Origin of the sequence: Microbacterium sp. SD291 (assembly GCF_017355365.1) — a bacterium.
Taxonomy (GTDB): Bacteria; Actinomycetota; Actinomycetes; order Actinomycetales; family Microbacteriaceae; genus Microbacterium.
Map to the genome: position 1 here is coordinate 1 of NZ_JADIJR010000003.1, position 21,844 is coordinate 21,844.

Sequence of the window (21,844 nt, forward strand, 5' to 3'; positions counted from 1 at the left end):
AGGTCCCGGCACCGCGCCGAGCGGCCGTCCCAGCGCGGCGGCATGTCCGGCCGTGTTCAGCGATCCGCTGCGCCACCCGGCCTCGACGACCACCGTGGCGTCGCTGAGGGCCGCGATCAGGCGGTTCCGGGACAGAAAGCGCCACTTCGTCGGAGCCGCACCGCACGGCACCTCGCTGACCACCGCGCCGCGCTCCGCGATGCGGCGGAGAAGCTGCTGGTGTCCCTGCGGATAGGCGCGATCCACACCGCCGGCGAGGAACGCGATCGTCGCGCCGTCGACGCCGAGGGCGGCCCTGTGGGCGGCACCGTCGATGCCGTACGCACCGCCGGACACGATCACGGCTCCGGCAGCGGCGAGATCACCCGCGAACTCGGCGGCGAGTAGTTCGCCGTACCCGCTCGCGGCACGCGCGCCCACGATCGCCACACGCGGCTCGACCGTGAGCAGGCCGACGTCGCCGCGCACCCAGAGCACGACGGGCGCGTGTGCGCGCAGATCGTCCAGAGCGCCGGGCCAGGCGCGATCACCCGGCATCAGCAGACGCGCGCCGACGTCCCCCGCACCGCGCACCGCCTCGAGCACCGCACGCGGCGACGCGCGCGGACGCCATCGAGCGAGCGCCTCTGAGAGCGCGCGGACGCCTGGTCCGGGAGGAGCGAGACGCGGATCGTCTCCGAGCGCCGTGCGCAGGGCGTCGGCGGCGCCCAGCTCTCCGATGAGCGCTCCCGCGACGCCGTCTCCCGGTTCCGCGAGGACGCACCAGGCCACACGGGCGATCGTCTCCTCGACATCGTCGCCGCCATGGAGCCGCCGCGCGGCGTCCGTCAGCTCGCGATCCGCCAGCAGCGCTTCCATCATGAGGTCATCCCCTTCTTCAGGTAGAGGGCGCGGCCGATCTCGTCCCGTCCTGGACGCTCGATGCCGGCCAGATCAGCCATGGTCCAGGCGAGTCGCAGCACCCGGTCGTATCCGCGCAGCGTGAGTGCGCCGCGTTCCAGAGCTCGATCGAGCGGAGCCCGCGCGTCGCTGCCGAGGCGGAGTTCGCCCTGCCGGAGCCAGGTCCCTGGCACGTCGCCGTTCCGCCGCCAGGGGGTGCCCGTCCAGCGTTCGGCGGCGCGCTGTCTCGCCGTCTGCACCTGCCGGCGTGCCACGGCCGTCGTGACCTCCGCCCTGCCACCGCCGGTCGCCCGTGACGCCGCGACCCTCGCCACCTGCAGCTCGATGTCGATCCGATCGCGCAGCGGTCCGGAGAGCCTGGTGGCATAGCGGCGGATCGCCAGCGACGGGCACACGCACTCGGCACCTCTGACGCCGTAATTGCCGCAGGGGCACGGGTTCATCGCGAGCACGAGCTGGAACCGAGCGGGGAACCTCGCGGTGAATCCGGACCGGTTCACCTCGATCGAGCCCGACTCGAGCGGCTGGCGCAGCGCGTCGAGCGCGACCCTGGAGAACTCCGCCGCCTCGTCGAGGAACAGCACCCCGCGGTGCGCCCGCACGATCGATCCAGGGCGCGCCACGCGTGACCCGCCGCCGACGAGAGCCGCCACGGAGGCGCTATGGTGGGGAGCCTCCAGCGGCGGCGTCGTGTCGAGTCGCGCCACCGGCTCGCCTGTGAGCGAGCGGATCGAGGCGACTTCGAGCGCCTCATCCTCTGCGAGCGGCGGCAGCACCCCCGGCAGGCGGCGGGCGAGCATCGTCTTTCCCGCGCCCGGCGGTCCGCTGAGCAGCATGTGGTGTCCGCCAGCCGCCGCCACGATGAGCGCGGCGACAGCATCCTCCTGCCCGACGACATCCGCGAGATCCAGAAGGTCCGCCGGATCCGAGCCCTGCACGGCCGAGCCGACAGGATCGATGTCGGGCACCTCCACCTCGGCTCCGTGCCACGCGGCGACCTGGGCGAGGCTGGACGCGGCGCGGACCTCGATCCCTGGCACCAGGCGCGCCTCGGCTTCGTTGGCGTGCGGGACGATCACGGTGCCGAAGCCGGCGCGCGCGGCCGCGAACACCGAGGGCAGCACGCCGGGAACCGGGCGGACCCTGCCGTCGAGACCCAGCTCGCCGATGTGCACGGTGTCCGCGATCGACGCGACGTGAAGAGCTCCCCCGGCGGCGAGCGTCGCGACCGCGATGCCGAGGTCGAAACCCGAACCCTGCTTCGGCAGGCTCGCAGGCGACAGGTTCACCGTGAGCCGGCGGCGGGGCAGGTCGAGCCCGGCATTCTTGCACGCGTTGTGGACCCGCTGCACGGCCTCGCCCAGCGACTTGTCCGGAAGCCCGATGATCTTGAACTCCGGCGTCTGGTTCGAGAGATCCGCTTCGACCTCGACGAGGTGGCCGTCCACGCCCGTGAGGGCGACAGCCCAGGTCCGCGCCGTCCTCATGTCAGGTCCACGAGGTGCTCGAGCGAGCCGATGGCCGGATCGGCGCCGATGATCCCGATCGCCTCGAGCCTGAGCGAGCGGCCTCTCGCGATCTCGGGATGAGCGGCGATCCAGGCCTGGGCGATCTGCCACAGCCGGCGTCTCTTGCGGGCGTCGACCGCCTCGAACGGGTGCCCGAACGCGGCGGAACGCCGAGTCTTCACCTCGACGACGCAGAGCGATGCTCCGCTCAGCGCGACGATGTCGATCTCACCCTGAGCGCACCGCCAGTTGCGGTCGATGATGTCGTAGCCCCGCGCGGTCAGGTGACCGACGGCACGGTCCTCACCCGCTCTGCCGAGGATGTCTTTCGCTGCCATGACGACAGACTGCCGCCAGGTGCGGACGGCGAGTCGCCGGCGCGGAGCCCCGGAACGGGGGTTCTGCACAAGTCGCCGAGCACGGCGCTCTGTGCAGTGTCAGTCGCAGTCGACCGCCGTCACTCTCCGTCGAGCGAGAGCTCCTGCGGGATCTCGAACTCGCGACGCTGCAGCTCCTCGACGTTGACGTCCTTGAACGTCAGCACGCGCACCGCCTTGACGAAGCGATCGGCGCGGTAGATGTCCCACACCCAGACGTCGCTCATCGAGATCTCGAAGTAGAAGTCGTGCTCGGTGTCGCGACGCACCACGTTGACCTCGTTGGCGAGGTAGAACCGGCGCTCGGTCTCGACGACGTACTGGAACTGCGCGACGACGTCTCGGTACTCCCGGAAAAGCGCCAGCTCGAGCTCGCGGTCGTAATCGTCGAAGGCTTCCTCATCCATGATGAGTCCATCCTAGGGTCGACGGCGGGTCGATGCCGCACCGTGCACGGGATCAGAACAGCGTGGGCGCGTCCGTGATGGCCCACGATGCCCGATGATACGGCGAGAGGCCCAGCATCCTGATGGCGTCGCGATGCTCGGTGCTCGCGTACCCCTTGTTCCGATCCCACTGGTACGACGGATGCCCCTCGTGCAGCGCGGTCATGTGCGAGTCGCGTGCGACCTTGGCGATGACGGATGCCGCCGACACCGATGCGCAGTCGCGGTCGGCCTTGATCACCGGCCGCACACGCAGCGGCACCGGGTGCACCGCCGAGACGTAGTCGTGATTCCCGTCGAGCAGGACGAGTGCCGTCTCGAGCGCAGCGCCCTGATCGACCACGCTCTGCACCGCGCGCGACGCGGCGAGCCCGAGCGCTCGCATGATGCCGACCTCGTCGATCTCCGCAGCACTGGCCCAGCCGACCGCCGAGGCCTGCACCCAGGCGGCAGCGCGCGCAGCGACGTCGGGGCGACGCTTCTCGGTGACCAGCTTCGAGTCACGGAGCCCCTCGGGCACGCGGCGTCGCGCGCCCGCGGCATCCATCACGGCGGCCCCGACCGCGACGGGTCCTGCCAGCGCGCCCCTGCCCACCTCGTCGAGCGAGATGATCAGCTCGCATTCGCCCAGGAGCCTGCGCTCCAGGGTGAGCTTGGGTGCGACGACCGTCATTCCGGGCCCGGGACGCCGTTGAAGCTGTCGTGATGGCCGTCGATGGTTCCCATGCGGTCCAGCGGCCAGGTCGTGAAGAAAGCCTTGCCGACGACGTTGTCGAGCGGCACGAATCCGCCGCTCGGGAGATCCTGATGCGCCCGCGAGTCCCGCGAGCGGTCGCGATTGTCTCCGAGCAGCCAGAGCGAGTCCGCAGGGACGACGATGTCGAAAGGCTCGTTCGAGGCGGCCGTGTCGCCGTCGGGCAGGTTCAGGTACGACAGCTCGTCGATCGGCGCGTCGTTGATCGTGATCTGCCCGAGCGCGTTGCAGCAGACGACGTGGTCTCCGGGGAGGCCGATCAGGCGCTTCACCAGGTGGTCCTGGGAATCGGTGGCGGAGATGCCGACGAGGTTCAGCACCCAGTCGACCGCCTGGACGAGCGGCGGTCCGTCCGGCGGGTTCACCTGCCCGTCGAGCCATCCGCCCGGATCCTTGAACACGACGACGTCACCGCGCGCGTACTCGGTCCAGCGCGGGGTGAGCTCGTCGACCAGGATGCGATCGTTCACGAGCAGCGTGCGCTCCATGGACGCGGACGGGATGTAGAACGAGCGGACGACGAACGTCTTCACGACGAAGGAGACCAGCGCCGCGATCACCACGATGATCAGGATGTCCCGCAGGAACACCATCAGACCCCGGCGGCGTCTGGCCGCACGGCGTGGCGTGGGCGCGGGGTGAGTCGTCATCGGGAATCCTTCGCAGTCTCGCACCGCTCAGAGACGGCATCATCTAGGGTCGCACACCCGGAACAGAACACAGCACCCCGGAACATCGTGTCCCGGGGTGCTGTGGAGAAACTGCGCGTCAGTGGTTGTCGCGCTTCTCCTTGATCTTCGCCTTCTTGCCGCGGAGGTTGCGGAGGTAGTAGAGCTTCGCGCGGCGCACGTCACCACGGGTGACGACCTCGATGTGGTCGATCACCGGGGAGTGCACGGGGAAGGTGCGCTCGACACCGACCTGGAAGCTGATCTTGCGGACCGTGAAGGTCTCGCGCACGCCGTCGCCCTGACGGCCGATGACGACACCCTTGAAGATCTGGATGCGGGAGCGGGTGCCCTCGGTGATGTTCACGTGCACGTTGACCGTGTCACCGGGGCCGAAGGCGGGGATGTCGGAACGGAGCGAAGCCGCATCGACGGCGTCGAGGATCTGCATGATCGTCTCTCTCTGCACCCGCCACAGGTCGGATACATGATTCTGGAAGGAACAAGAATGGATTCGTGCTCTACGGCGCTAACGCGTCCGCGGGCTCCCCTGAGGCAGAGCCGGTGACGGCACAAGGATTCATTCTGCCATGGATGCGCCGTGCCGCCAAACGCGCCGTTCCCGCTCAGCCGCGGGCGTCGTTCTCCCTGATCACGATCACCTCGTGCGCGCGGGTGGGCGGAACGTTGTCATCGGCGGCGGGGACGGTCGACCAGGAGATCGTCTCCCGCAGGCGCGCTCCGCTCCCCTTCGCCTCGTTCCAGAGCTGCCACAGCTGCAGCCAGATGAGCGCGATGCCCGCGAGGATGGCGCCGGTGAGCAGCCAGCCGAAGGCGCCGTCGATGAAGAATCCGACGGCGATCGTCAGCGCGTGCCACAGCGTGAAGCCGCCGACATCCCACCACGAGACGGCGCGCTCCGCCCTGACGGACGGGCGGGACCGCGTGAGCAGCGTGAGCAGCAGCTGACCGGCGAAGACCGACGGCACCGCCATGAGCAGCACCCAGACGATCGACCAGCCGCCCTGGAAGACGCCCCAGCCGATGAGGAGCCAGAGCGGCAGCACGAAGGCCGCCGGAACCAGCCAGCGGAAGAATGCCTGTCGCAACCACATGCTCCGATCGTACGTCGGGCTGACCGGGTCCGCCCCGGTGTTCGCTGTGAGCGCGCGGACTCCGCGGCCCGCCGCATCGGGGAGAATGGATGCCGACGAGAGGACAACCGATGATCGAACTGCGCACCCCTGCCGAGATCGACGAGATGCGCGCCGCAGGCCGCTTCGTCGCCGAGACGCTGGCGACCCTGCGCGACGAGACGAAGGTCGGCACCAACCTGCTCGCCATCGACCGCCGCGCCCACGACCTGATCCGCAAGGCGGGTGCCGAGTCCTGCTACATCGACTACCACCCGTCGTTCGGTGCGAGCCCCTTCGGCAAGGTCATCTGCACGTCGGTGAACGACGCCGTGCTGCACGGCCTGCCGTTCGACTACGTGCTGCGTGACGGCGACCTGGTCTCGCTCGACTTCGCCGTCTCCGTGGACGGCTGGGTGGCCGACTCGGCCGTCTCGTTCGTCGTCGGCACCCCCCGCGACGAGGACCTCCGGCTCATCGACACCACCGAGCGCGCTCTCGAGGCCGCGATCGCGGCCTCCGTCGTGGGCAACCGCATCGGCGACATCTCCGCGGCGATCGCCGAGATCTCGCACGGCGAGGGATACTCGATCAACACCGACTTCGGCGGGCACGGCGTAGGACGCATCATGCACGGCGATCCGCACGTCCCGAACGACGGCCGCGCCGGACGCGGGTTCCCGCTGCGCGCCGGCCTCGTGTTCGCGCTCGAGCCGTGGCTGCTCGCGACGACCGACGAGCTCGTCACGGATCCGGACGGCTGGACGCTGCGCAGCGTCGACGGCTCCCGCGGTGCCCACTCGGAGCACACCGTCGCAGTCACTGACGAAGGGCCGATCATCCTCACCGACCGCTCGTTCCTCGGCGTCGACTGAGCCGCCCCGCTACGGCGAGGGGCTCGCACGCTCCCACGAGGCGACAGGTCCTTCGACGACCCGGAAGAGCGGATGCGGTTCCGGCACCGTGACCTGCGTCCACAGGGCGAGCCGCTCGGGATCCCGTGTCCTGAGCTTGCCCGAGAGATGCGACCACTCCAGCGCCAGCTGTCCGGTCGTCACGGCGATGTCACCTGAGCCCGTCGCATCCGGGTGGTCGACCCTCGCCCGGTCGAACCGGTACCCGCGGGCATCGGCCTCTGTCGCGATCGCACTCAGGTAGGCGCCTACCACCCTCAGCGGCTCGGGTGCGGCCCGGAAGCGCTCGAGCTGAGGGTGGTTCAGGTAGCCGCGGGTCCGGCCGGCCAGCACCGCCTGGGCGAGCAGCGTCTCGCGCCAGCACGCCACGAGCCCCTGACGGTCGAGGTACGCGGGATGCAGCGACCAGATCCTCATGCGCGCCGATACAGGAAGACGTCGGTGACCTGGGGCAGCTCGAATTCGGCGCGCCCCCGCGTGGCCGGATCCTCGTCGAGCACCCGCTCGACGGCTGCCGTCATCTCGGATCGGGTGCGGTCGTCGGCGACGATGAAGCTGCTGACGGTCCACCAGCGGCTGAGGTAGTCGGTCCTGGTGATGCTCTCGCGCCAGCAGAGCTCCTCCCGGCGCACGAGCTGGAACCCGGGAAGCTCCTCGGCCGCGGAGTCAGTGGTCGCATCCAGGTCGGCGACCGCCGGATGCGCGATGCGATGTGCCGCGCGATCCCAGGCGCAGTCCGGATCCGAGTGATTCCAGATCAGGCCGAGCGTGCCGCCCGGCAGGAGCACCCTGGAGATCTCAGCGCACGCGGACTCGCGATCGAACCAGTGGAACGCCTGCGCGACGGAGACGACGTCGACCGAGGAGTCCTCGACGGGGATGCGCTCCGCGCTGCCTTCGAGCGCGACCGCATCGGGGAGCTTCGTCCTGAGCACGTCGAGCATCGCGACCGACGGCTCGACCGCGATCACCCGATCGGCGCGAGCCGTGAGCAGCTCGGTGAACTTGCCGGTGCCCGCACCGAGGTCTAGCGCGGTCCTGACGCGAACGGGGACGATGTGCTCGGCCGCCTCAGCGGGAAAACCCGGACGGTAGCGGTCGTAGTCCGCGCCGATCCGCTCGAACGACTTCGCCAGCACCTCATCGACCATTCTTCGACGCTACCAGCGGACGCGGCGCCCTCCGGGCTCAGCCCTCTGCGTCGTCCGCGGGGAGCAGATCCGGGCGGCGGCTGCGCGTGCGCTCGAACTGCTGCTCTCTGCGCCAGGCAGCGATGACGGCGTGGTTGCCGCTGAGCAGCACGTCGGGAACCTGCCTGTCCCGCCACACCGACGGCTTCGTGTACGAGGGGTATTCGAGAAGGCCGTCCTCGTGCGACTCCTCGACCAGGCTCTCGGGGTTGCCGACCACACCGGGGATCAGACGCCCGATGGCCTCGATCATGGCCATCGTGGCCACCTCTCCCCCGTTCAGCACGTAGTCCCCGAGGCTGATCAGCCGCACCTGCCCGAGCGACGCCGCGTACTCGAACACGCGCTCGTCGATGCCCTCGTACCGCCCGCAGCCGAAGATCAGGTGCTCGAGACCTGCGAGCTCCCTGGCGGTCTTCTGGGTGAACAGCTCTCCTGCCGGCGACGGGAAGATGATCGTGGGCCGATCGGATGCCGCCGCGAGCTCGTCGATCGCGAGACCCCACGGCTCCGGCTTCATCACCATTCCGGCGCCCCCGCCGTATGGAGTGTCGTCCACGGTGCGGTGACGGTCGTGCGTCCAGCCGCGCAGGTCGTGCGCTGCGAGCTCGAGAATGCCGGCGTCCTGCGCCTTGCCGAGCAGCGACAGCTTCAGCCCGTCGAAGTAGGACGGGAATATGGAGACGACGTCGATGCGCACGGAGGAACCGTATCAGCGGTCACTCGGCCGCGTCGGCGTCCGAGGATTCGCCGGTCTCGTCGTCCGCAGCGTCGTTCGCGGCATCCGGAAGCTCTTCGAACAGGCCGGGCGGCGGGGTCACGATCACGCGACCGGCGGCGACATCGACCGTGGGGACGATCGCCTTCACGAACGGGACCATGACCTCGCGGTCTCCCGCCTTGACGATGAGCAGATCCTGCGCCGGGAAGTGCTCCACGCGCATGACCCTGCCGAGGACGACGTCGTCACGAACGACGTCGAGCCCGACCAGCTGGTGGTCGAACCACGCATCATCCTCGACCTCTTCGACATCCTGGTCGATCCAGAGGATCGCGCGCACGAGGCTATCGGCCCCGGAGCGATCGTCGACATCGTCGAAGAAGACGACGGGATTGCCGTTCATCACGCGGTACTCGCGCACGGTGACGGTCTTTCCGTGCCACGGCGATGCCTCGGGCACCTGCAGCGTGAACTCGGCCCCGGTCACGAAGCGCCGCTCCGGGTTGTCGGTGTACAGCTCCAGCTTGAGGCCGCCCTTGAGGCCGTGCGCCTTGACGAGACGGCCTACGCGCAGCTGGTTCTTGCCCTGGTTCCGGTCCTGCGGGACCACGTCAGTCGTCCGCGACATCGACGCGGACGCGACGCCCATCCGCCAGAGCGGAGATGAGAGTGCGCAGTGCCTTCGCGGTGCGTCCGCCGCGCCCGATCACGCGTCCACGGTCATCGGGGTGCACGCGCACCTCGAGGAGATCGCCGCGAGGCGATGTGGAGGCGTTGATGCGGACATCCTCGGGGTGATCGACGATCCCCTTGACGATGTGTTCGAGCGCGGCGGCGAGCACGGCGGATTACTCTGCGTCGGTGGCGGAAGCCTCAGCGGCCTCCGCGTCGGCGGCAGGAGCCTCAGCCGGAGCTTCGGCCTTCTTCTCCGCCTTCGGCTTGACGACGGACTTCTTGGCGGCGTCGATTTCGAACGGCGCCTTGGGCTCGGCGACCTTGAGGGTGGACTTCGCGTCCTTGTCGCCCTTGAACTTGCCCCAGTCGCCCGTGATCTTCAGCAGGGCGGTGACCTGCTCGGTCGGCTGAGCGCCGACGGAGAGCCAGTACTGGGCACGCTCGGAGTCGACCTCGATGAACGAGGGCTCCTCGGTGGGGTGGTACTTGCCGATCTCCTCGATCACTCGACCATCGCGCTTGGTGCGCGAGTCGGCGACGACGATGCGGTAGTACGGCGCGCGGATCTTGCCCAGGCGCTTGAGACGAATCTTGACAGCCACGATTCTCCTGAATTGTGTGGAAGGAAACGAACCGATCGCCTGGAGAGTGGGGTGCACACCCGGCGGAAGCTCTGAAAGGGAGGACAAGTGCTGGATAGAGGGTCGAGCACGTCGTCCGACCTTCTATTCTGCCAGATGCCTGCGCCAGGCGCGAAACGAGACGACACAGCGTTGCCGTGTCGCGTGCGCCGCGTGCCAGACTGTGCGGGTGAAACTCGATTTCGCCCACTCGGACCGCTCCACCGTCGGCCTGGAATGGGAGATCATGCTCGCGGATCCCGCGAGCGGTGATCTGGTCGGGCGCGCACCCGAGCTGCTCTCCGCGCTCGAGGCGGAGAGCGCCCACGAGCGGCATACCGTGACCGGCGAGCTGCTCACCAACACGATCGAGGTGACCAGCGGCGTCGGGTCTTCCGTGGCGCAGGCGGTCGACGACATCGCCATGGCCATCTCCGCCGTGCGCTCGGCCACGGATCCTGCCGGCATCGAGCTGCTCTCGGCCGGCAGTCACCCGTTCGCCCAGTGGTTCGACCAGCAGGTGACGGACAAGACGCGCTATCACACGCTCATCGAGCGCACCCAGTGGTGGGGGCGCAACATGATGATCTGGGGCATCCACGTCCACATCGGCGTCGAGGACCATCGCAAGGTCTTCCCCATCATCAACGCACTCGCCGGGTTCCTGCCGCATCTGCAGGCGCTCGCTGCGTCGAGTCCGTACTGGGCCGGCGAGCGGACCGGATACGCATCGAATCGCGCACTCGTGTTCCAGCAGCTGCCGACGGCCGGACTCCCCTGGCCGCTGCACGACTGGTCGCAGTTCGAGTCGTATCTCGACGACATGGTGCGCACCGGCGTGATGGCCGACGCGTCGGAGGTCCGCTGGGACATCCGGCCGGCTCCGCGCTGGGGGACGATCGAGGTCCGCGCCTGCGACGGCATGTCGACGCTCCCGGAGCTGGCGTCCGTCGCGGCGCTCGTGCAGGTGCTGGTGGAGCACTTCTCCCGCCTTCTCGACGAGGGGCGCTCGCTGCCGGAGATGCCCGCCTGGTTCCACCGCGAGAACAAGTGGCGCGCCGCGCGATACGGCCTCGATGCACGGGTGATCGTGGATGCCGCCGGCACGCAGCGCCCTGTACGCGACCACCTCGCCGAGACTCTGGAGCTGCTCGCACCCGTGGCCGCCGATCTCGGCTGCGGGCGCGAGTTCAGCGGCGTCGGCACGATCCTCGCCGACGGCGCCAGTTACGCCAGGCAGCTCGCGGTGGCGGATGCCGAAGGCGGCGAACTGACCGCGGTCGTGCAGCATCTCATCCGCGAGTTCCGCTCCGGGCCCGAGTCGTCCATCCCGCAGGGCTGTTCTCAGTCCTCCACGAGCTGACGGGCCAGTCCCTCGTCGAGCACGACATCGGTGATCAGGTCTGCGGAGATAGCGGCGCGCAGGCTCGCGAGCTTCGGGATGCCCGACACCACGCACACTCGTCGAGGAACTCGCCGTAGGCGATCGAGGCCGGGGCCGGTCGCTCGCGCGTTGACCCTGATGTCCCGCCAGGATCCGTCCGCACGGAAGAAGACGGTCGCAACGTCCCCGATCGCGTGGTCCTCGCGGAGGCTCCGGTAGTCCTCGCGTCCGAGGTAGCCGCCGACGTAGACGCGGCTGGGCACTTCGGCCGCCGGTGAGCCGAGGCTGAACACGGCGATGTCCAGCTTCGACTGCAGGTCGAGCACCCGGAGGGTGCTCCGCTCCCGCCACATCGCCTCTCTCGTGGAGGGGTCGTCGAAGAACGCCGGAACCGGGAACTGCTGCACCTGCGCGCCGAACGCGCTGCCGAAGCGCTGCAGGATGTCGCTGGAATACTCCACGCCGCTGGTCTGGGTGTTGCCTGCGCCGTTGAGCTGCACGAATGTCGTGTTGTGCGTCTCCTTCTGCGTGAGGCCGCGACTGACCGCGCTGATCGTCGACCCCCACGCGACGCCGATGACCATGTTCGAGTCGACGAACTGGGACAGCAGGCGGCCTGCCGTGAGCGCGACGCGCTCGAGACGCTCGACCTCGCTGACGATCTCCGGGATCGGGACGACGTGGGCGACGAGGTGGTGGCGGTCGCGGATTCGCTGCTCGAGCATGCCCAGCCGCTCGAGCGGCGAATTGATCCGGATGTCCACCAGCCCGCTCTCCCGCGCGAAGCTCAAGAGTCGCGACACCGACGACCGGGAGGTCCCGAGCTCCTGCGCGATCACCTCCATCGTCTTGTCCTGCATGTAGTAGAGCTGCGCCGCGGTGAGCGCGGCGACCAGCTTCGAGTCCCGTGATCTCGCATCCGCCTGGGTCATGACATCCTCCTCGACCCCGATCCTTGCACATATGTGCAACCGCCTTGCGCGCCACGGTCGTCGGGTCGATGCTGGGGGCAAGCAAAGAAGAGAGGTCGAGGATGATCGAGTCGACACACTCCTCGCCGGAGCGCGCTGAGGTCCGCGCGGTCCGCGAATCCGGACGTACGAGCGTCCTAGTCATCGGTGCCGGTATCAACGGCATCTCGACGTTCCGCGATCTGGCACTCCAGGGCGTGGACGTCGTTCTCGTCGAGCGCGGCGACTTCGCCTCCGGCGCGTCGTCCGCGTCGAGCCACATGATCCACGGCGGCATCCGCTATCTGGAGAACGGCGAGTTCCGCCTCGTGCGGGAGTCGGTCGAGGAGCGCAACGGTCTTCTCAAGATCGCCCCGCACTACGTCAAGCCGCTGCAGACGACGATCCCGATCTACTCGACGTTCTCGGGCATCCTCGCCGCCCCGCTCCGCTTCCTGACGCACCGCAGCGGAAAGCCGCAGGAGCGCGGCGCCTTCCTCATCAAGGTCGGCCTGATGATCTACGACACGTTCTCGCGTGACGGCGGAGTGGTTCCGCGGCACCGCTTCCTCGGCCGGAAGCGCTCCCTCGCCGAGCTGCCTGCGCTGGACCCCGACATCAAGTACACCGCGACGTACTACGACGCCTCGATGCACGACCCGGAGCGACTCGCGCTCGACGTCCTCCAGGACGGTCGCGCGGCGCACCCGGGGGCGGTCGCACTCAACTACGTCGAGGCCGTCGGACGCGACGGCGGCAGGGTCCTGCTGCGCGACCGCGAGAGCGGCACCGAGTTCGCAGTCACCGCGGATGTCGTGGTCAACGCATCCGGTCCGTGGACCGACATCACCAACGACGCGCTCGGGGCGGAGACGCGCTTCATGGGCGGCACGAAGGGCTCGCACATCGTCCTCGATCACCCCGAGCTCCTCGAGGCGACGCGGGGCCGCGAGATCTTCTTCGAGCACTCCGACGGCCGCATCGTGCTGATCTACCCGCTCAAGGGTCGCGTCCTGGTCGGCACCACCGACATCGACGCCGACCCGCGCGAGGTCCCGGTCTGCACCGAGGAGGAGATCGACTACTTCTTCGAGCTCATCCATCACGTGTTCCCGCAGATCCCCGTGTCGCGCGAGCAGATCGTCTACAACTTCTCCGGCATCCGCCCGTTGCCGCGCCACGAGGACACCGCCCCCGGGTTCGTCTCCCGCGACTACCGCATCGAGGTCGACGAGAAGGGCGCCGTCCCGCTGGTCAGCCTCGTCGGAGGCAAGTGGACGACGTTCCGCGCGCTCGGTGAATCCCTCTCAGACGTGGTGCTGGGTCTCATCGGACGCACCCGCACCGTGTCGACGGCCGGCCGCGCGATCGGCGGCGGCCGCGACTTCCCCCGCACGGAGAAGGCGCGCCGCATCTGGATCCAGGAGAACCTCGCCGGCGCCGGCGACCGCGCCGAGCATCTGCTCGCGCGGTACGGCACCCGCGCAGCGCAGGTCTGGGACTTCGTCGAGCAGGGGGCGGATGCTCCGCTCGCAAGCGGCGACCTGTCCTCCCGGGAGCTCGAGTGGATGGTGCAGAACGAACTCGTCACGCGCCTCGAAGACGTCATCCTGCGCCGCACCAGCCTCGCCTTCACCGGTCGGGTGAATTCGGAGGTCCTCGACGAGCTCGCGGACGCCCTGGCCCCGCTGCTGGGCTGGGACCGTGCGCGTCACGACGCGGAGCTGGAGCAGACGCGCGCGCTGCTGAACGAAAGGCATGGACTTCACATCTCGTCCCGCACCCGCGGCTGACGAGGTTCCGACCGTCGCCCTCCTCGCGGCGTATCTCCCAAGGAAGTGACAGGGCAGAGGGGCCCTGACACGCAAGAAAGGTCAATGAAGACATGACTGACGTCAATCTCGGTCTCTACTTCCTCTCCGAACTCGTGGGCACCGCGATGCTCATCCTGCTCGGCTGCGGCGTAGTGGCCAACGTCGCCCTCGCCAAGAACAAGGGATACGGCGGCGGCTTCCTGCTGGTCAACTGGGGATGGGGCCTCGCGGTCTTCGCCGGTGTGCTCGTCTCCGCCTACTCCGGCGCTATCCTGAACCCCGCCGTCGGCATGGGTCTGCTGGTCGCCGGCAAGATCGATTTCACGATGTTCCTCGTCGCCACCGGCGCTGAGCTGCTCGGTGCGATCATCGGTGCGATCCTGACGTGGGCGGCGTACCGCCAGCACTTCGACGCCGAGGAGGACCCGGCGAACAAGCTCGGCGTGTTCTCCACCGGACCGGCGATCCGCTCCTACGGCCACAACCTCATCACCGAGATCATCGGCACGTTCGTCCTCGTCTTCGTGATCTTCGCGTTCGCGGACTACGGCGACATCGAGATCGGCACGCCCGGTGGCCTCGGCCCGCTCTCGGCTCTCCCCGTCGCCCTGCTCGTCGTCGCGATCGGCGCCTCGCTCGGTGGCCCCACCGGCTACGCGATCAACCCCGCCCGTGACCTGGGCCCGCGTATCGCCCACGCGATCCTGCCCATCAAGGGCAAGGGCTCGAGCGACTGGTCGTACTCGTGGGTGCCGGTCGTCGGCCCCCTCATCGGCGGTGCACTCGCCGCTCTCGCAGCACCCGTCCTGCTGAACCTCGCCTGACTCTCCCGTCAACCGCATCCTGAACTCAAAGGAGAAAACCAATGGCTGACTACATCATCGCCATCGATCAGGGAACGACCTCCAGCCGCGCGATCATCTTCGACAAGAAGGGCAGCATCGTCGAGACCGGTCAGAAGGAGCACGAGCAGATCCTGCCGCAGGCCGGCTGGGTCGAGCACGACCCTGCCGAGATCTGGCGCAACGTCCAGGAGGTCATCGGGCTGGCGCTGAGCCGCGCCGACCTGACCCGTCACGACATCGCCGCGGTCGGAATCACCAACCAGCGCGAGACCGCCGTGGTCTGGGACAAGACCACCGGTGAGCCGGTCTACAACGCGATCGTCTGGCAGGACACCCGCACGCAGCCCATCGTCGACCGCCTCGCGGCCGACGGCGGCGTCGAGCGGTTCAAGCAGGTCGTCGGCCTTCCGCTCGCGACCTACTTCTCCGGCACCAAGATCGCCTGGATCCTCGAGAACGTCGAGGGTGCTCGCGAGAAGGCGGAGGCAGGAAACCTGCTGTTCGGGACGACCGACTGCTGGGTGCTGTGGAACCTGACCGGCGGCGTCGACGGCGGCGTGCACGCGACCGACGTCACCAACGCCTCCCGCACGATGTTCATGGATCTCGAGACGCTCGAATGGCGCGACGACATCCTCGAGGCGTTCGGCGTGCCGCGCTCGATGATGCCGGAGATCCGGTCGTCCTCCGAGGTCTACGGCGCGGCGGAGGACTCCTCGCTGCTGCGTGAGACGCCGATCGCCGGAATCCTCGGCGACCAGCAGGCGGCGACCTTCGGCCAGGCCGCGTTCAACACCGGTGAGAGCAAGAACACCTACGGCACCGGCTGCTTCCTGATCTTCAACACGGGCGAGGAGATCGTCCACTCGAAGAACGGGCTGCTCACCACCGTCGGGTACAAGCTCGGCGACGGTCCGACCCACTACGCGCTCGAGGGCTCGATCGCCGTCACCGGATCGCTGATCCAGTGGCTGCGTGACCAGCTGGGGATCATCGGCTCGGCGCCTGAGGTCGAAGAGCTCGCGAAGCAGGTCGACGACAACGGCGGCGTGTACATCGTGCCGGCGTTCTCTGGGCTGTTCGCTCCGTACTGGCGCCCGGACGCCCGCGGCGCGATCGTCGGGCTCACCCGCTACGCGAACAAGAACCACATCGCTCGCGCGGCACTCGAGGCCGTCGCCTACCAGACCCGCGACGTGCTGGACGCCGTCAACGCGGACGCCGGTGTCGACCTCACGGAACTCAAGGTCGACGGCGGGATGGTCGCCAACGACGCGCTGATGCAGTTCCAGGCGGATATCCTCGGCGTGCCGGTGGTGCGCCCGGTCGTCGCGGAGACCACGGCTCTGGGCGCGGCGTACGCCGCAGGCCTGGCCGTGGGGTTCTGGAACGGTCTCGACGATCTCGCCGCCAACTGGCAGGAGGACAGGCGCTGGGCGCCGTCGATGGAGGATGCCGAGCGCGACCGTCAGCTGAGGCTGTGGCGCAAGGCCGTCACGAAGTCGATGGACTGGGTCGACGACGACGTGAAGTGATCGCACATCGCTGAGAGGCGGGTCCGGAGGATTCCTCCGGGCCCGCCTCTTTCATGCGCCGGCAGGCAGCGCGACGTCGATCTCGCGGAGGAAGGCGCCCGCGACGCTCCGAGGTGCCTGTGCGTCCCACGCCGCGTATTCCACTCGAACCGGTCCGTCGGCGACCGCGACCGCCGCGACGTCGGCATGCGCTCTCGCGACCACCCCGGGTGCAAGGAGTGTCACTGCGAGTCCCGCGCTCACGAGCCCGAGGATCAGCTCGGCCGAGTCCGCTTCGAACGCGACGTCCCTGGGGACCCCCGCGGCGGCGAAGGCGGTGTCGCTCTGCGCGCGTCCGGAGGTGCCCGCAGGGAAGTCTGCGAAAACCTCGCCGGCCAGGTCCGCCAGGTCGATGCTCGCACTGAGGGCCAGCGAGTGCGAGCGGGGCACGGCCGCGACGAGTCGCTCCCGCGCAAGGACCCGCAGCGCGACACCTCCCGGCCTGCTCTCCTCCCGCAGCCCGAGCAGAGCCACGTCGAGGTCGCCGCACCTGATCGAGGCGATCAGGGTGTCGCTGTTGCCGACCGTGAGTTCCACGCGCACGACGGGATGCGCGATGCGGAAGCGCGCGATGAGCGCCGGCACGTCGACCGCCGCCACCGTGGGGATCACCCCGAGCCGCAGCGTGCCGATGACCTGCCCTCCCGCTGCCGCGGCGTCCTCCCGCGCGCCGTCCGCGGCCGTCACGGCTGTCCGGGCCTGCCGCACGAACGCCTCCCCTGCCTCCGTGAGCCGGACGCTCCTGCTGGTGCGAGCGAAGAGCCGCTGACCCAGCTCGCGCTCGAGGGCGGCGATCCGGTGGCTCAGTGCGGACTGCGTCACGAAGAGGCGCTCTGCACCGCGGGTGAAGCTCGACGACTCGGCGACCGCGACCACGTATCGCAACTGTTGAAGGTCCATGTATTCATGATCTCCAATCATGGGTGTTGTGACAACTATGCGTTGGACTCATCCCCGCGCAGCGAGGACGCTGGAACCATGAACCGATCGACCACCCTGCTCCTGACCGCCCTCGCGCCGATCGCGTGGGGCACCACCTACCTCGTGACCACTGAGCTCCTGCCGGCCGGGCATCCTCTGCTCGCAGGGCTTCTGCGTTCGCTGCCTGCAGGGATCGTCGCCATCGCCGTCGCCCGCTCGCTGCCCCGCGGATCGTGGTGGTTCAAGTCGCTCGTGCTCGGCATGCTCAACATCGGCGCATTCTTCCCGCTGCTCTTCGTCGCGGCGGAGCGTCTCCCCGGCGGTGCGGCCGCCGCTGTCGCGGGCGTGCAGCCGCTGATGATCCTCGGCCTCGGCACTCTCGTGCTCCGGGACCGGATCCGCCCTCTGACTGCGGCCACAGCAGTGACCGGCGCCGGCGGCGTCGCCCTCGTCGTGCTGGGGCCCTCGGCGCACCTCGACGCGCTCGGCGTCCTCGCGGCGCTCGGCGGCGTCACCGCGACCGCCGCGGGCATGGTCCTGACCAAGCGGTGGGGCCGCCCGTCCGGTGTCGGACCCGTCGCCTACGCCGGATGGCAGTTGACGGCCGGCGGCCTCTTCCTGCTGCCGCTCACGCTCCTGGCCGAGGGCGCACCCCCGTCGATCGACGTCGGCGCCGCGCTCGGCTACCTGTGGCTCGGAACCGTGGGCGGGCTGTTCGCCTACACGCTGTGGTTCCGCGGCATCCAGCAGCTTCCGGTGATCGCACCGGGTCTGCTCGCTCTGCTGTCCCCGGTCGTCGCGACGCTCCTCGGAGCCGCGGTCGCCGGCGAGACCTTCTCTGCCATTCAGGTCGTCGGATTGGCGATCGTGCTCGCCGCGCTCGTCTCAGGTCAGCTCGCCGCGCGCGCGACGAGCGCACCGCTCGCCCCGGAAGAGCAGCGCGCAGCGCTCGCCATCCGACGCTGAGGCGGATCAGCCCTTTCCGAAGAGCTTCTGGATCTCGGCGAGGTCCGCCTCGCTGGGAGCCTTGGCTCCGCCGCCCAGACCGAAGCCGGAGCCCGTCGGGTTCGCCGCAGCCGGCAGTCCCGCGTTCTCGGCCGCACGCTTGGCGGGATTGCCCGACCGCGACCCCCCGGACGACTTGCCCTTCTTGCCGCGCTTCGCCGACGCACCGGTGCGGCCGATTCCCGGCATGGGCCCCATCCCCGGGATGTTCGGGGTTCCACCGCGGGCGACCGTCTTCATCATCTTCGCGGCCTGCTCGAAGCGCTGCACGAGCTGATTGACATCGGTCACCGTCATGCCGGAACCGCGTGCGATGCGCAGGCGGCGTGAGCCGTTGAGAACCTTCGGGTTGCGGCGCTCCCCCGGCGTCATCGAGCGGATGATCGCCTCGGTGCGGTCGATCTCGCGCTCGTCGAAGTCGTCGAGCTGCTGCTTCATCTGCCCCATGCCGGGGAGCATCCCCAGCATCTTCTTCATCGAGCCCATCTTCTTCATCTGCTGAAGCTGGTCGAGGAAGTCCTCGAGCGTGAACTGCTCGGTGGCGAGCTTCTCGGCCATCTTCATGGCCTCTTCCTCATCGAAGGCCTGCTGGGCCTGCTCGATGAGGGTGAGGATGTCACCGAGGTCGAGGATGCGGCTCGCCATGCGGTCGGGGTGGAACGGCTCGAGATCCTCCAGGCGCTCGCCGGTCGAGGCGAAGATGATGGGACGGCCGGTGACGGATGCCACGGACAGTGCCGCGCCGCCTCGGGCGTCGCCGTCGAGCTTCGAGAGGACGACGCCGGTGAAGTCGACGCCCTCCTGGAAGGCCTTGGCCGTGTTCACGGCGTCCTGGCCGATCATCGCATCGATCACGAACAGGACCTCATCGGGGTCCGTCGCCTTGCGGATGTCGGCGGCCTGCTTCATGAGCTCGGCATCGACGCCGAGACGGCCGGCGGTGTCGATGATGACGACGTCGTGCTGGTGGCGGCGGGCGTGCTCGACGCCGTCGCGGGAGACCTTGACCGGGTCGCCGACGCCGTTGCCGGGCTCGGGCGCGTAGACGGTCGCTCCCGCCTGCTCTGCGACCACTTGGAGCTGGTTCACGGCGTTCGGTCGCTGGAGGTCGGCCGCCACGAGCAGCGGGGTGTGCCCCTCGCCCTCGAGCTGCTTGGCGAGCTTGCCGGCGAAGGTCGTCTTGCCGGAGCCCTGGAGACCGGCGAGCATGATGACCGTCGGCGCCGTCTTGGCGAACTGCAGACGCCGCTGCTCGCCGCCGAGGATCTTCACGAGCTCCTCGTTGACGATCTGGACGACCTGCTGCGCAGGGTTCAGCGCCTTGCTGACCTCGTCGCCGAGCGCCCGCTCGCGCACGCTCGCGGTGAACTCCTTGACGACGGAGAGCGCGACGTCGGCGTCGAGCAGCGCCCGACGGATCTCGCGCACCGTGCCGTCGACGTCGGCGGGTGTGAGCTTTCCCTTCGTGCGCAGGTTGCGGAAGGTCTCGGTGAGCCGATCGGAGAGCGTGCCAAAGGTTGCCATGGTGCTTCGATTCTACGCGAGCGGCGCCTCCACGCTCAGCGCCGCCCGGAGTTCCGCTTTCGCGCGCTGGTGGCGGCCACGGACGGTGGATGCCGGGATGCCGAGGAGCTCTGCGGCCTCCGCAAGCGAGAAGCCGTCCCAGTGCACCAGGCGGATCATCTCCGCCAGGTCGGGATCGAGACGTGCGATCGCATCGCGCACTTCGGCGCCGGCATCCGAGGGAGGAGCCGTCGCACTCTCGCGAACCTGCACGCGGATGCGATCTGCCAGAGCCCATCGTCTGCGGCTGCCGCGGGCGTGGTTCATCAGGGTGCCGCGGGCGATGCCGAACAGCCACATCCGTGCTCGCTCAGCGTCGTCGGGGAGCTCGCGCACTCGGCGCCACGCGACGACCATCGTCTCGCCGAGGAGATCGGGGGCGTCGTCCGCGCCGACACGACGCTCGAGATAGGCCAGAAGGTCGGATGCCGAGGACTCGAAAGCGACGACGAGACGGGCGTCATCGTCCTTCCCGCTCATTCGGCCTCGCACTTGACACCGCCGTTCGTGCTGCCGGTCCAGGTGTTGTCGGGGAATCCCGCCTCCAGGAGGTGCTCCCCCATCGCCGCACGGACCGCCCTGTCCACCGCGAATGCGCGCGCGTCGTCGGCATCCGGGCGTCCCGGGGTGACCGCGGCGTCGGTCAGCCATCCGTCTGCACCGATCAGGACGGTCATCCTGTACTCCTCCTCCTGCTCGGCGAGGATGCGCGCCGCCTCGGCGTCCGCCGCGCCGAGATCCAGGTCCCGATCCAGCGCGCCTTCACGCAGCCAGGTGGCGACGGACTCCTGGACAGCACGGATTCCGGCGTCGTCTGGGCTGGGTTCGGCGGGATCGGTCTGGTCCTCGATGATCAGCCGCACCTCGCAGCCCCGACCGCTCGGAAGCGTGAACGCATAGGACCCGTCCGGGTCCTCGAAGCCGGTCGGCCACGACACGAGCCCCGAGGCGACGGCGACTCCGCCACCGCCGATCATCAGCGCGAGTGCGGCCCCGGCCGCGACACCGGCCCTGACCCGCCGCCGCGTCCGTGCCGGTCGCGCCACCTCCGCGGCATCCGCCATCATCGAGCGGATGGCAGGGAGTTCGACGGCTCGAGCGGGCCACGCCGACGCGTTCAGGATCTCGTCCAGCTGTTCAGCGTCCATGAGTGCTTCCCTTCAGAGTGGGTTCACTCAGTACGTGTCCGGCACGGCCCGGTACGTCCGCGGTCACTCCCAGCGAAGATCATCGACGTTTCGGAGCGCCTCGTCGACCATGGCCTCAGGCGAGCCGAACCCGGCACCCTGCTCCGCCCAGACGCGCAGCGACGACAGCAGTGCGGCAGCGTGTGCGGCCCCCACAATGTCGGCGTGGATGACTGCCATGCCCGTGGCACGCGCGGCATCTGAGATCGCCGATGCGAGCCGCACGTGACGCACTCCGGTGTCGCGCACGAGCTCCTCGTCCAGTCCCATCGCGGATCTGTTCCGCAGTGCGAGCGCCAGCGGGTCGGGTGCGAATCCGTGCACGATCCCGCGCAGCACCGAGCGCACCGCTTCACCGTCGGCTTCCGCCCCCAGCGCCGCCAAGGCCTCGGTCGCGGCTGCGATCCGGGCATCCAGTCCCGACCACAGCACGTCGCTCTTCGAGGAGAAGTAGTTGAAGAAGCTCGACCGGCTGACTCCGGCGCGCTGTGTGATGTCCGCGACCAAGGTCGCCTCGTAGCCGCGCTCCAGGAAGAGCTCGCACGCGGCCTCCGCGAGCGTCTCTCGCGAAGAGGCCTTCGGGCGCCCCGCCCGGCTCGTGCTGGTCATCCCCTCACGCTACCGCGCGTCACGCCCACGAACGATCCATGGAAGAAGGAGTATTGTTAGACGGCATCCAACTAATGACTGAGAGA

Annotated in this window: 26 protein-coding genes; 6 read left to right on the forward strand and 20 right to left on the reverse strand. The window is 69.1% G+C overall.

Going from position 1 to position 21,844, the window contains the following annotated elements:
* From dprA to IPV10_RS02470, 8 genes are all read right to left on the reverse strand, one after another.
* Positions 1–861: DNA-processing protein DprA (gene dprA, locus IPV10_RS02435; protein ID WP_207480047.1), on the reverse strand; the 861-nt coding region annotated here is incomplete at its 3' end.
* A complete protein-coding gene (locus IPV10_RS02440; RefSeq protein ID WP_207480049.1) occupies positions 858–2,387 on the reverse strand; it encodes a YifB family Mg chelatase-like AAA ATPase in 1,530 nt (509 codons plus the stop codon). The genes IPV10_RS02440 and dprA, both read right to left, overlap by 4 nt.
* On the reverse strand, positions 2,384–2,746 hold the full coding sequence (locus IPV10_RS02445; protein WP_207480051.1) for a YraN family protein: 363 nt from the start codon (positions 2,744–2,746) through the stop codon (positions 2,384–2,386). Before IPV10_RS02445 ends, IPV10_RS02440 begins: the two co-directional genes overlap by 4 nt.
* Positions 2,747–2,865: 119 nt before the next feature.
* On the reverse strand, positions 2,866–3,192 hold the full coding sequence (locus IPV10_RS02450) for a DUF2469 family protein (RefSeq protein WP_056419488.1): 327 nt from the start codon (positions 3,190–3,192) through the stop codon (positions 2,866–2,868).
* A 52-nt stretch (positions 3,193–3,244) separates the two neighbouring features.
* Entirely contained in the window at positions 3,245–3,904 is a 660-nt protein-coding gene (locus IPV10_RS02455; RefSeq protein WP_207480053.1) for a ribonuclease HII, read from the reverse strand.
* Entirely contained in the window at positions 3,901–4,635 is a 735-nt protein-coding gene (lepB, locus tag IPV10_RS02460; RefSeq protein WP_207480055.1) for a signal peptidase I, read from the reverse strand. The genes IPV10_RS02455 and lepB overlap by 4 nt, the downstream gene beginning before the upstream one ends.
* Positions 4,636–4,753: 118 nt before the next feature.
* Positions 4,754–5,104 carry a 50S ribosomal protein L19 gene (gene rplS, locus IPV10_RS02465; protein ID WP_207480056.1) on the reverse strand — a complete coding sequence of 117 codons (351 nt, stop codon included), beginning with the start codon at positions 5,102–5,104 and terminating at the stop codon, positions 4,754–4,756.
* Positions 5,105–5,279: 175 nt separating this feature from the next.
* Positions 5,280–5,768: an MFS transporter permease gene (locus IPV10_RS02470; protein ID WP_207480058.1), complete on the reverse strand. Its 489-nt coding sequence runs from the start codon at positions 5,766–5,768 to the stop codon at positions 5,280–5,282.
* A gap of 110 nt (positions 5,769–5,878) precedes the next feature.
* On the opposite strand from IPV10_RS02470, the gene map reads away from it, so the two are divergent.
* Positions 5,879–6,661 (forward strand): type I methionyl aminopeptidase, encoded by a 783-nt coding sequence (gene map, locus IPV10_RS02475; RefSeq protein WP_207480060.1) that lies wholly within the window; start codon positions 5,879–5,881, stop codon positions 6,659–6,661.
* A gap of 9 nt (positions 6,662–6,670) precedes the next feature.
* Here map and IPV10_RS02480 read toward each other — a convergent pair whose 3' ends face one another.
* From IPV10_RS02480 to rpsP, 6 genes are read right to left on the reverse strand one after another with little or no spacing between them, the layout of a single operon-like run.
* Complete coding sequence (locus IPV10_RS02480; RefSeq protein WP_207480062.1) at positions 6,671–7,117, reverse strand: pyrimidine dimer DNA glycosylase/endonuclease V; 447 nt, start codon at positions 7,115–7,117, stop codon at positions 6,671–6,673.
* Positions 7,114–7,851 carry a class I SAM-dependent methyltransferase gene (locus IPV10_RS02485; RefSeq protein ID WP_207480064.1) on the reverse strand — a complete coding sequence of 246 codons (738 nt, stop codon included), beginning with the start codon at positions 7,849–7,851 and terminating at the stop codon, positions 7,114–7,116. Before IPV10_RS02485 ends, IPV10_RS02480 begins: the two co-directional genes overlap by 4 nt.
* Positions 7,852–7,888: 37 nt before the next feature.
* The gene (gene trmD, locus IPV10_RS02490) at positions 7,889–8,590 is read right to left on the reverse strand and encodes a tRNA (guanosine(37)-N1)-methyltransferase TrmD (RefSeq protein WP_207480066.1); all 702 of its coding nucleotides are present in this window, start codon (positions 8,588–8,590) and stop codon (positions 7,889–7,891) included.
* Between the two features lie 19 nt (positions 8,591–8,609).
* Positions 8,610–9,239, reverse strand: a complete 630-nt coding sequence (gene rimM, locus IPV10_RS02495) for a ribosome maturation factor RimM (protein WP_242684578.1) — start codon at positions 9,237–9,239, stop codon at positions 8,610–8,612.
* On the reverse strand, positions 9,223–9,453 hold the full coding sequence (locus IPV10_RS02500; protein ID WP_042541671.1) for an RNA-binding protein: 231 nt from the start codon (positions 9,451–9,453) through the stop codon (positions 9,223–9,225). Before IPV10_RS02500 ends, rimM begins: the two co-directional genes overlap by 17 nt.
* Before the next feature lie 6 nt (positions 9,454–9,459).
* Positions 9,460–9,888, reverse strand: a complete 429-nt coding sequence (rpsP, locus tag IPV10_RS02505) for a 30S ribosomal protein S16 (protein WP_207480070.1) — start codon at positions 9,886–9,888, stop codon at positions 9,460–9,462.
* 208 nt (positions 9,889–10,096) lie between these two features.
* Between rpsP and IPV10_RS02510 the strand changes: the two genes are divergently transcribed.
* Entirely contained in the window at positions 10,097–11,269 is a 1,173-nt protein-coding gene (locus IPV10_RS02510; protein ID WP_207480072.1) for a glutamate--cysteine ligase, read from the forward strand.
* On the opposite strand, the gene IPV10_RS02515 is transcribed toward IPV10_RS02510, so the two are convergent.
* Positions 11,251–12,222, reverse strand: a complete 972-nt coding sequence (locus IPV10_RS02515) for a sugar-binding transcriptional regulator (protein WP_207480074.1) — start codon at positions 12,220–12,222, stop codon at positions 11,251–11,253. The genes IPV10_RS02510 and IPV10_RS02515 overlap by 19 nt on opposite strands.
* Before the next feature lie 101 nt (positions 12,223–12,323).
* On the opposite strand from IPV10_RS02515, the gene IPV10_RS02520 reads away from it, so the two are divergent.
* From IPV10_RS02520 to glpK, 3 genes are all read left to right on the forward strand, one after another.
* A complete protein-coding gene (locus IPV10_RS02520) occupies positions 12,324–14,033 on the forward strand; it encodes a glycerol-3-phosphate dehydrogenase/oxidase (protein ID WP_207480076.1) in 1,710 nt (569 codons plus the stop codon).
* 92 nt (positions 14,034–14,125) lie between these two features.
* Complete coding sequence (locus IPV10_RS02525; protein ID WP_207480078.1) at positions 14,126–14,878, forward strand: MIP/aquaporin family protein; 753 nt, start codon at positions 14,126–14,128, stop codon at positions 14,876–14,878.
* Between the two features lie 41 nt (positions 14,879–14,919).
* Positions 14,920–16,434: a glycerol kinase GlpK gene (glpK, locus tag IPV10_RS02530; protein ID WP_207480080.1), complete on the forward strand. Its 1,515-nt coding sequence runs from the start codon at positions 14,920–14,922 to the stop codon at positions 16,432–16,434.
* 51 nt (positions 16,435–16,485) lie between these two features.
* Here glpK and IPV10_RS02535 read toward each other — a convergent pair whose 3' ends face one another.
* Positions 16,486–17,373, reverse strand: a complete 888-nt coding sequence (locus tag IPV10_RS02535; protein WP_207480082.1) for a LysR family transcriptional regulator — start codon at positions 17,371–17,373, stop codon at positions 16,486–16,488.
* Positions 17,374–17,451: 78 nt separating this feature from the next.
* On the opposite strand from IPV10_RS02535, the gene IPV10_RS02540 reads away from it, so the two are divergent.
* Entirely contained in the window at positions 17,452–18,360 is a 909-nt protein-coding gene (locus IPV10_RS02540; RefSeq protein WP_207480084.1) for an EamA family transporter, read from the forward strand.
* Positions 18,361–18,366: 6 nt separating this feature from the next.
* On the opposite strand, the gene ffh is transcribed toward IPV10_RS02540, so the two are convergent.
* From ffh to IPV10_RS02560, 4 genes are all read right to left on the reverse strand, one after another.
* Positions 18,367–19,923 (reverse strand): signal recognition particle protein, encoded by a 1,557-nt coding sequence (gene ffh / locus IPV10_RS02545; RefSeq protein ID WP_207480086.1) that lies wholly within the window; start codon positions 19,921–19,923, stop codon positions 18,367–18,369.
* A gap of 12 nt (positions 19,924–19,935) precedes the next feature.
* Positions 19,936–20,442: an RNA polymerase sigma factor gene (locus IPV10_RS02550; protein WP_207480088.1), complete on the reverse strand. Its 507-nt coding sequence runs from the start codon at positions 20,440–20,442 to the stop codon at positions 19,936–19,938.
* Entirely contained in the window at positions 20,439–21,110 is a 672-nt protein-coding gene (locus IPV10_RS02555) for a hypothetical protein (protein ID WP_207480090.1), read from the reverse strand. The genes IPV10_RS02550 and IPV10_RS02555 overlap by 4 nt, the downstream gene beginning before the upstream one ends.
* Before the next feature lie 63 nt (positions 21,111–21,173).
* On the reverse strand, positions 21,174–21,758 hold the full coding sequence (locus IPV10_RS02560) for a TetR/AcrR family transcriptional regulator (protein ID WP_207480092.1): 585 nt from the start codon (positions 21,756–21,758) through the stop codon (positions 21,174–21,176).
* Positions 21,759–21,844 lie beyond the last annotated feature (86 nt).

Bases quoted from the DNA above. Each gene is read 5' to 3' on its own strand.
- IPV10_RS02440 (WP_207480049.1), bottom strand. From the start codon at position 2,387: ATGAGGACGGCGCGGACCTGGGCTGTCGCCCTCACGGGCGTGGACGGC.
- IPV10_RS02445 (WP_207480051.1), bottom strand. From the start codon at position 2,746: ATGGCAGCGAAAGACATCCTCGGCAGAGCGGGTGAGGACCGTGCCGTC.
- IPV10_RS02450 (WP_056419488.1), bottom strand. From the start codon at position 3,192: ATGGATGAGGAAGCCTTCGACGATTACGACCGCGAGCTCGAGCTGGCG.
- IPV10_RS02455 (WP_207480053.1), bottom strand. From the start codon at position 3,904: ATGACGGTCGTCGCACCCAAGCTCACCCTGGAGCGCAGGCTCCTGGGC.
- lepB (WP_207480055.1), bottom strand. From the start codon at position 4,635: ATGACGACTCACCCCGCGCCCACGCCACGCCGTGCGGCCAGACGCCGC.
- rplS (WP_207480056.1), bottom strand. From the start codon at position 5,104: ATGCAGATCCTCGACGCCGTCGATGCGGCTTCGCTCCGTTCCGACATC.
- IPV10_RS02470 (WP_207480058.1), bottom strand. From the start codon at position 5,768: ATGTGGTTGCGACAGGCATTCTTCCGCTGGCTGGTTCCGGCGGCCTTC.
- map (WP_207480060.1), top strand. From the start codon at position 5,879: ATGATCGAACTGCGCACCCCTGCCGAGATCGACGAGATGCGCGCCGCA.
- IPV10_RS02480 (WP_207480062.1), bottom strand. From the start codon at position 7,117: ATGAGGATCTGGTCGCTGCATCCCGCGTACCTCGACCGTCAGGGGCTC.
- IPV10_RS02485 (WP_207480064.1), bottom strand. From the start codon at position 7,851: ATGGTCGATGAGGTGCTGGCGAAGTCGTTCGAGCGGATCGGCGCGGAC.
- rimM (WP_242684578.1), bottom strand. From the start codon at position 9,239: ATGTCGCGGACGACTGACGTGGTCCCGCAGGACCGGAACCAGGGCAAG.
- IPV10_RS02515 (WP_207480074.1), bottom strand. From the start codon at position 12,222: ATGACCCAGGCGGATGCGAGATCACGGGACTCGAAGCTGGTCGCCGCG.
- IPV10_RS02520 (WP_207480076.1), top strand. From the start codon at position 12,324: ATGATCGAGTCGACACACTCCTCGCCGGAGCGCGCTGAGGTCCGCGCG.
- IPV10_RS02525 (WP_207480078.1), top strand. From the start codon at position 14,126: ATGACTGACGTCAATCTCGGTCTCTACTTCCTCTCCGAACTCGTGGGC.
- glpK (WP_207480080.1), top strand. From the start codon at position 14,920: ATGGCTGACTACATCATCGCCATCGATCAGGGAACGACCTCCAGCCGC.
- IPV10_RS02535 (WP_207480082.1), bottom strand. From the start codon at position 17,373: ATGGACCTTCAACAGTTGCGATACGTGGTCGCGGTCGCCGAGTCGTCG.
- IPV10_RS02540 (WP_207480084.1), top strand. From the start codon at position 17,452: ATGAACCGATCGACCACCCTGCTCCTGACCGCCCTCGCGCCGATCGCG.
- ffh (WP_207480086.1), bottom strand. From the start codon at position 19,923: ATGGCAACCTTTGGCACGCTCTCCGATCGGCTCACCGAGACCTTCCGC.
- IPV10_RS02550 (WP_207480088.1), bottom strand. From the start codon at position 20,442: ATGAGCGGGAAGGACGATGACGCCCGTCTCGTCGTCGCTTTCGAGTCC.
- IPV10_RS02555 (WP_207480090.1), bottom strand. From the start codon at position 21,110: ATGGACGCTGAACAGCTGGACGAGATCCTGAACGCGTCGGCGTGGCCC.
- IPV10_RS02560 (WP_207480092.1), bottom strand. From the start codon at position 21,758: ATGACCAGCACGAGCCGGGCGGGGCGCCCGAAGGCCTCTTCGCGAGAG.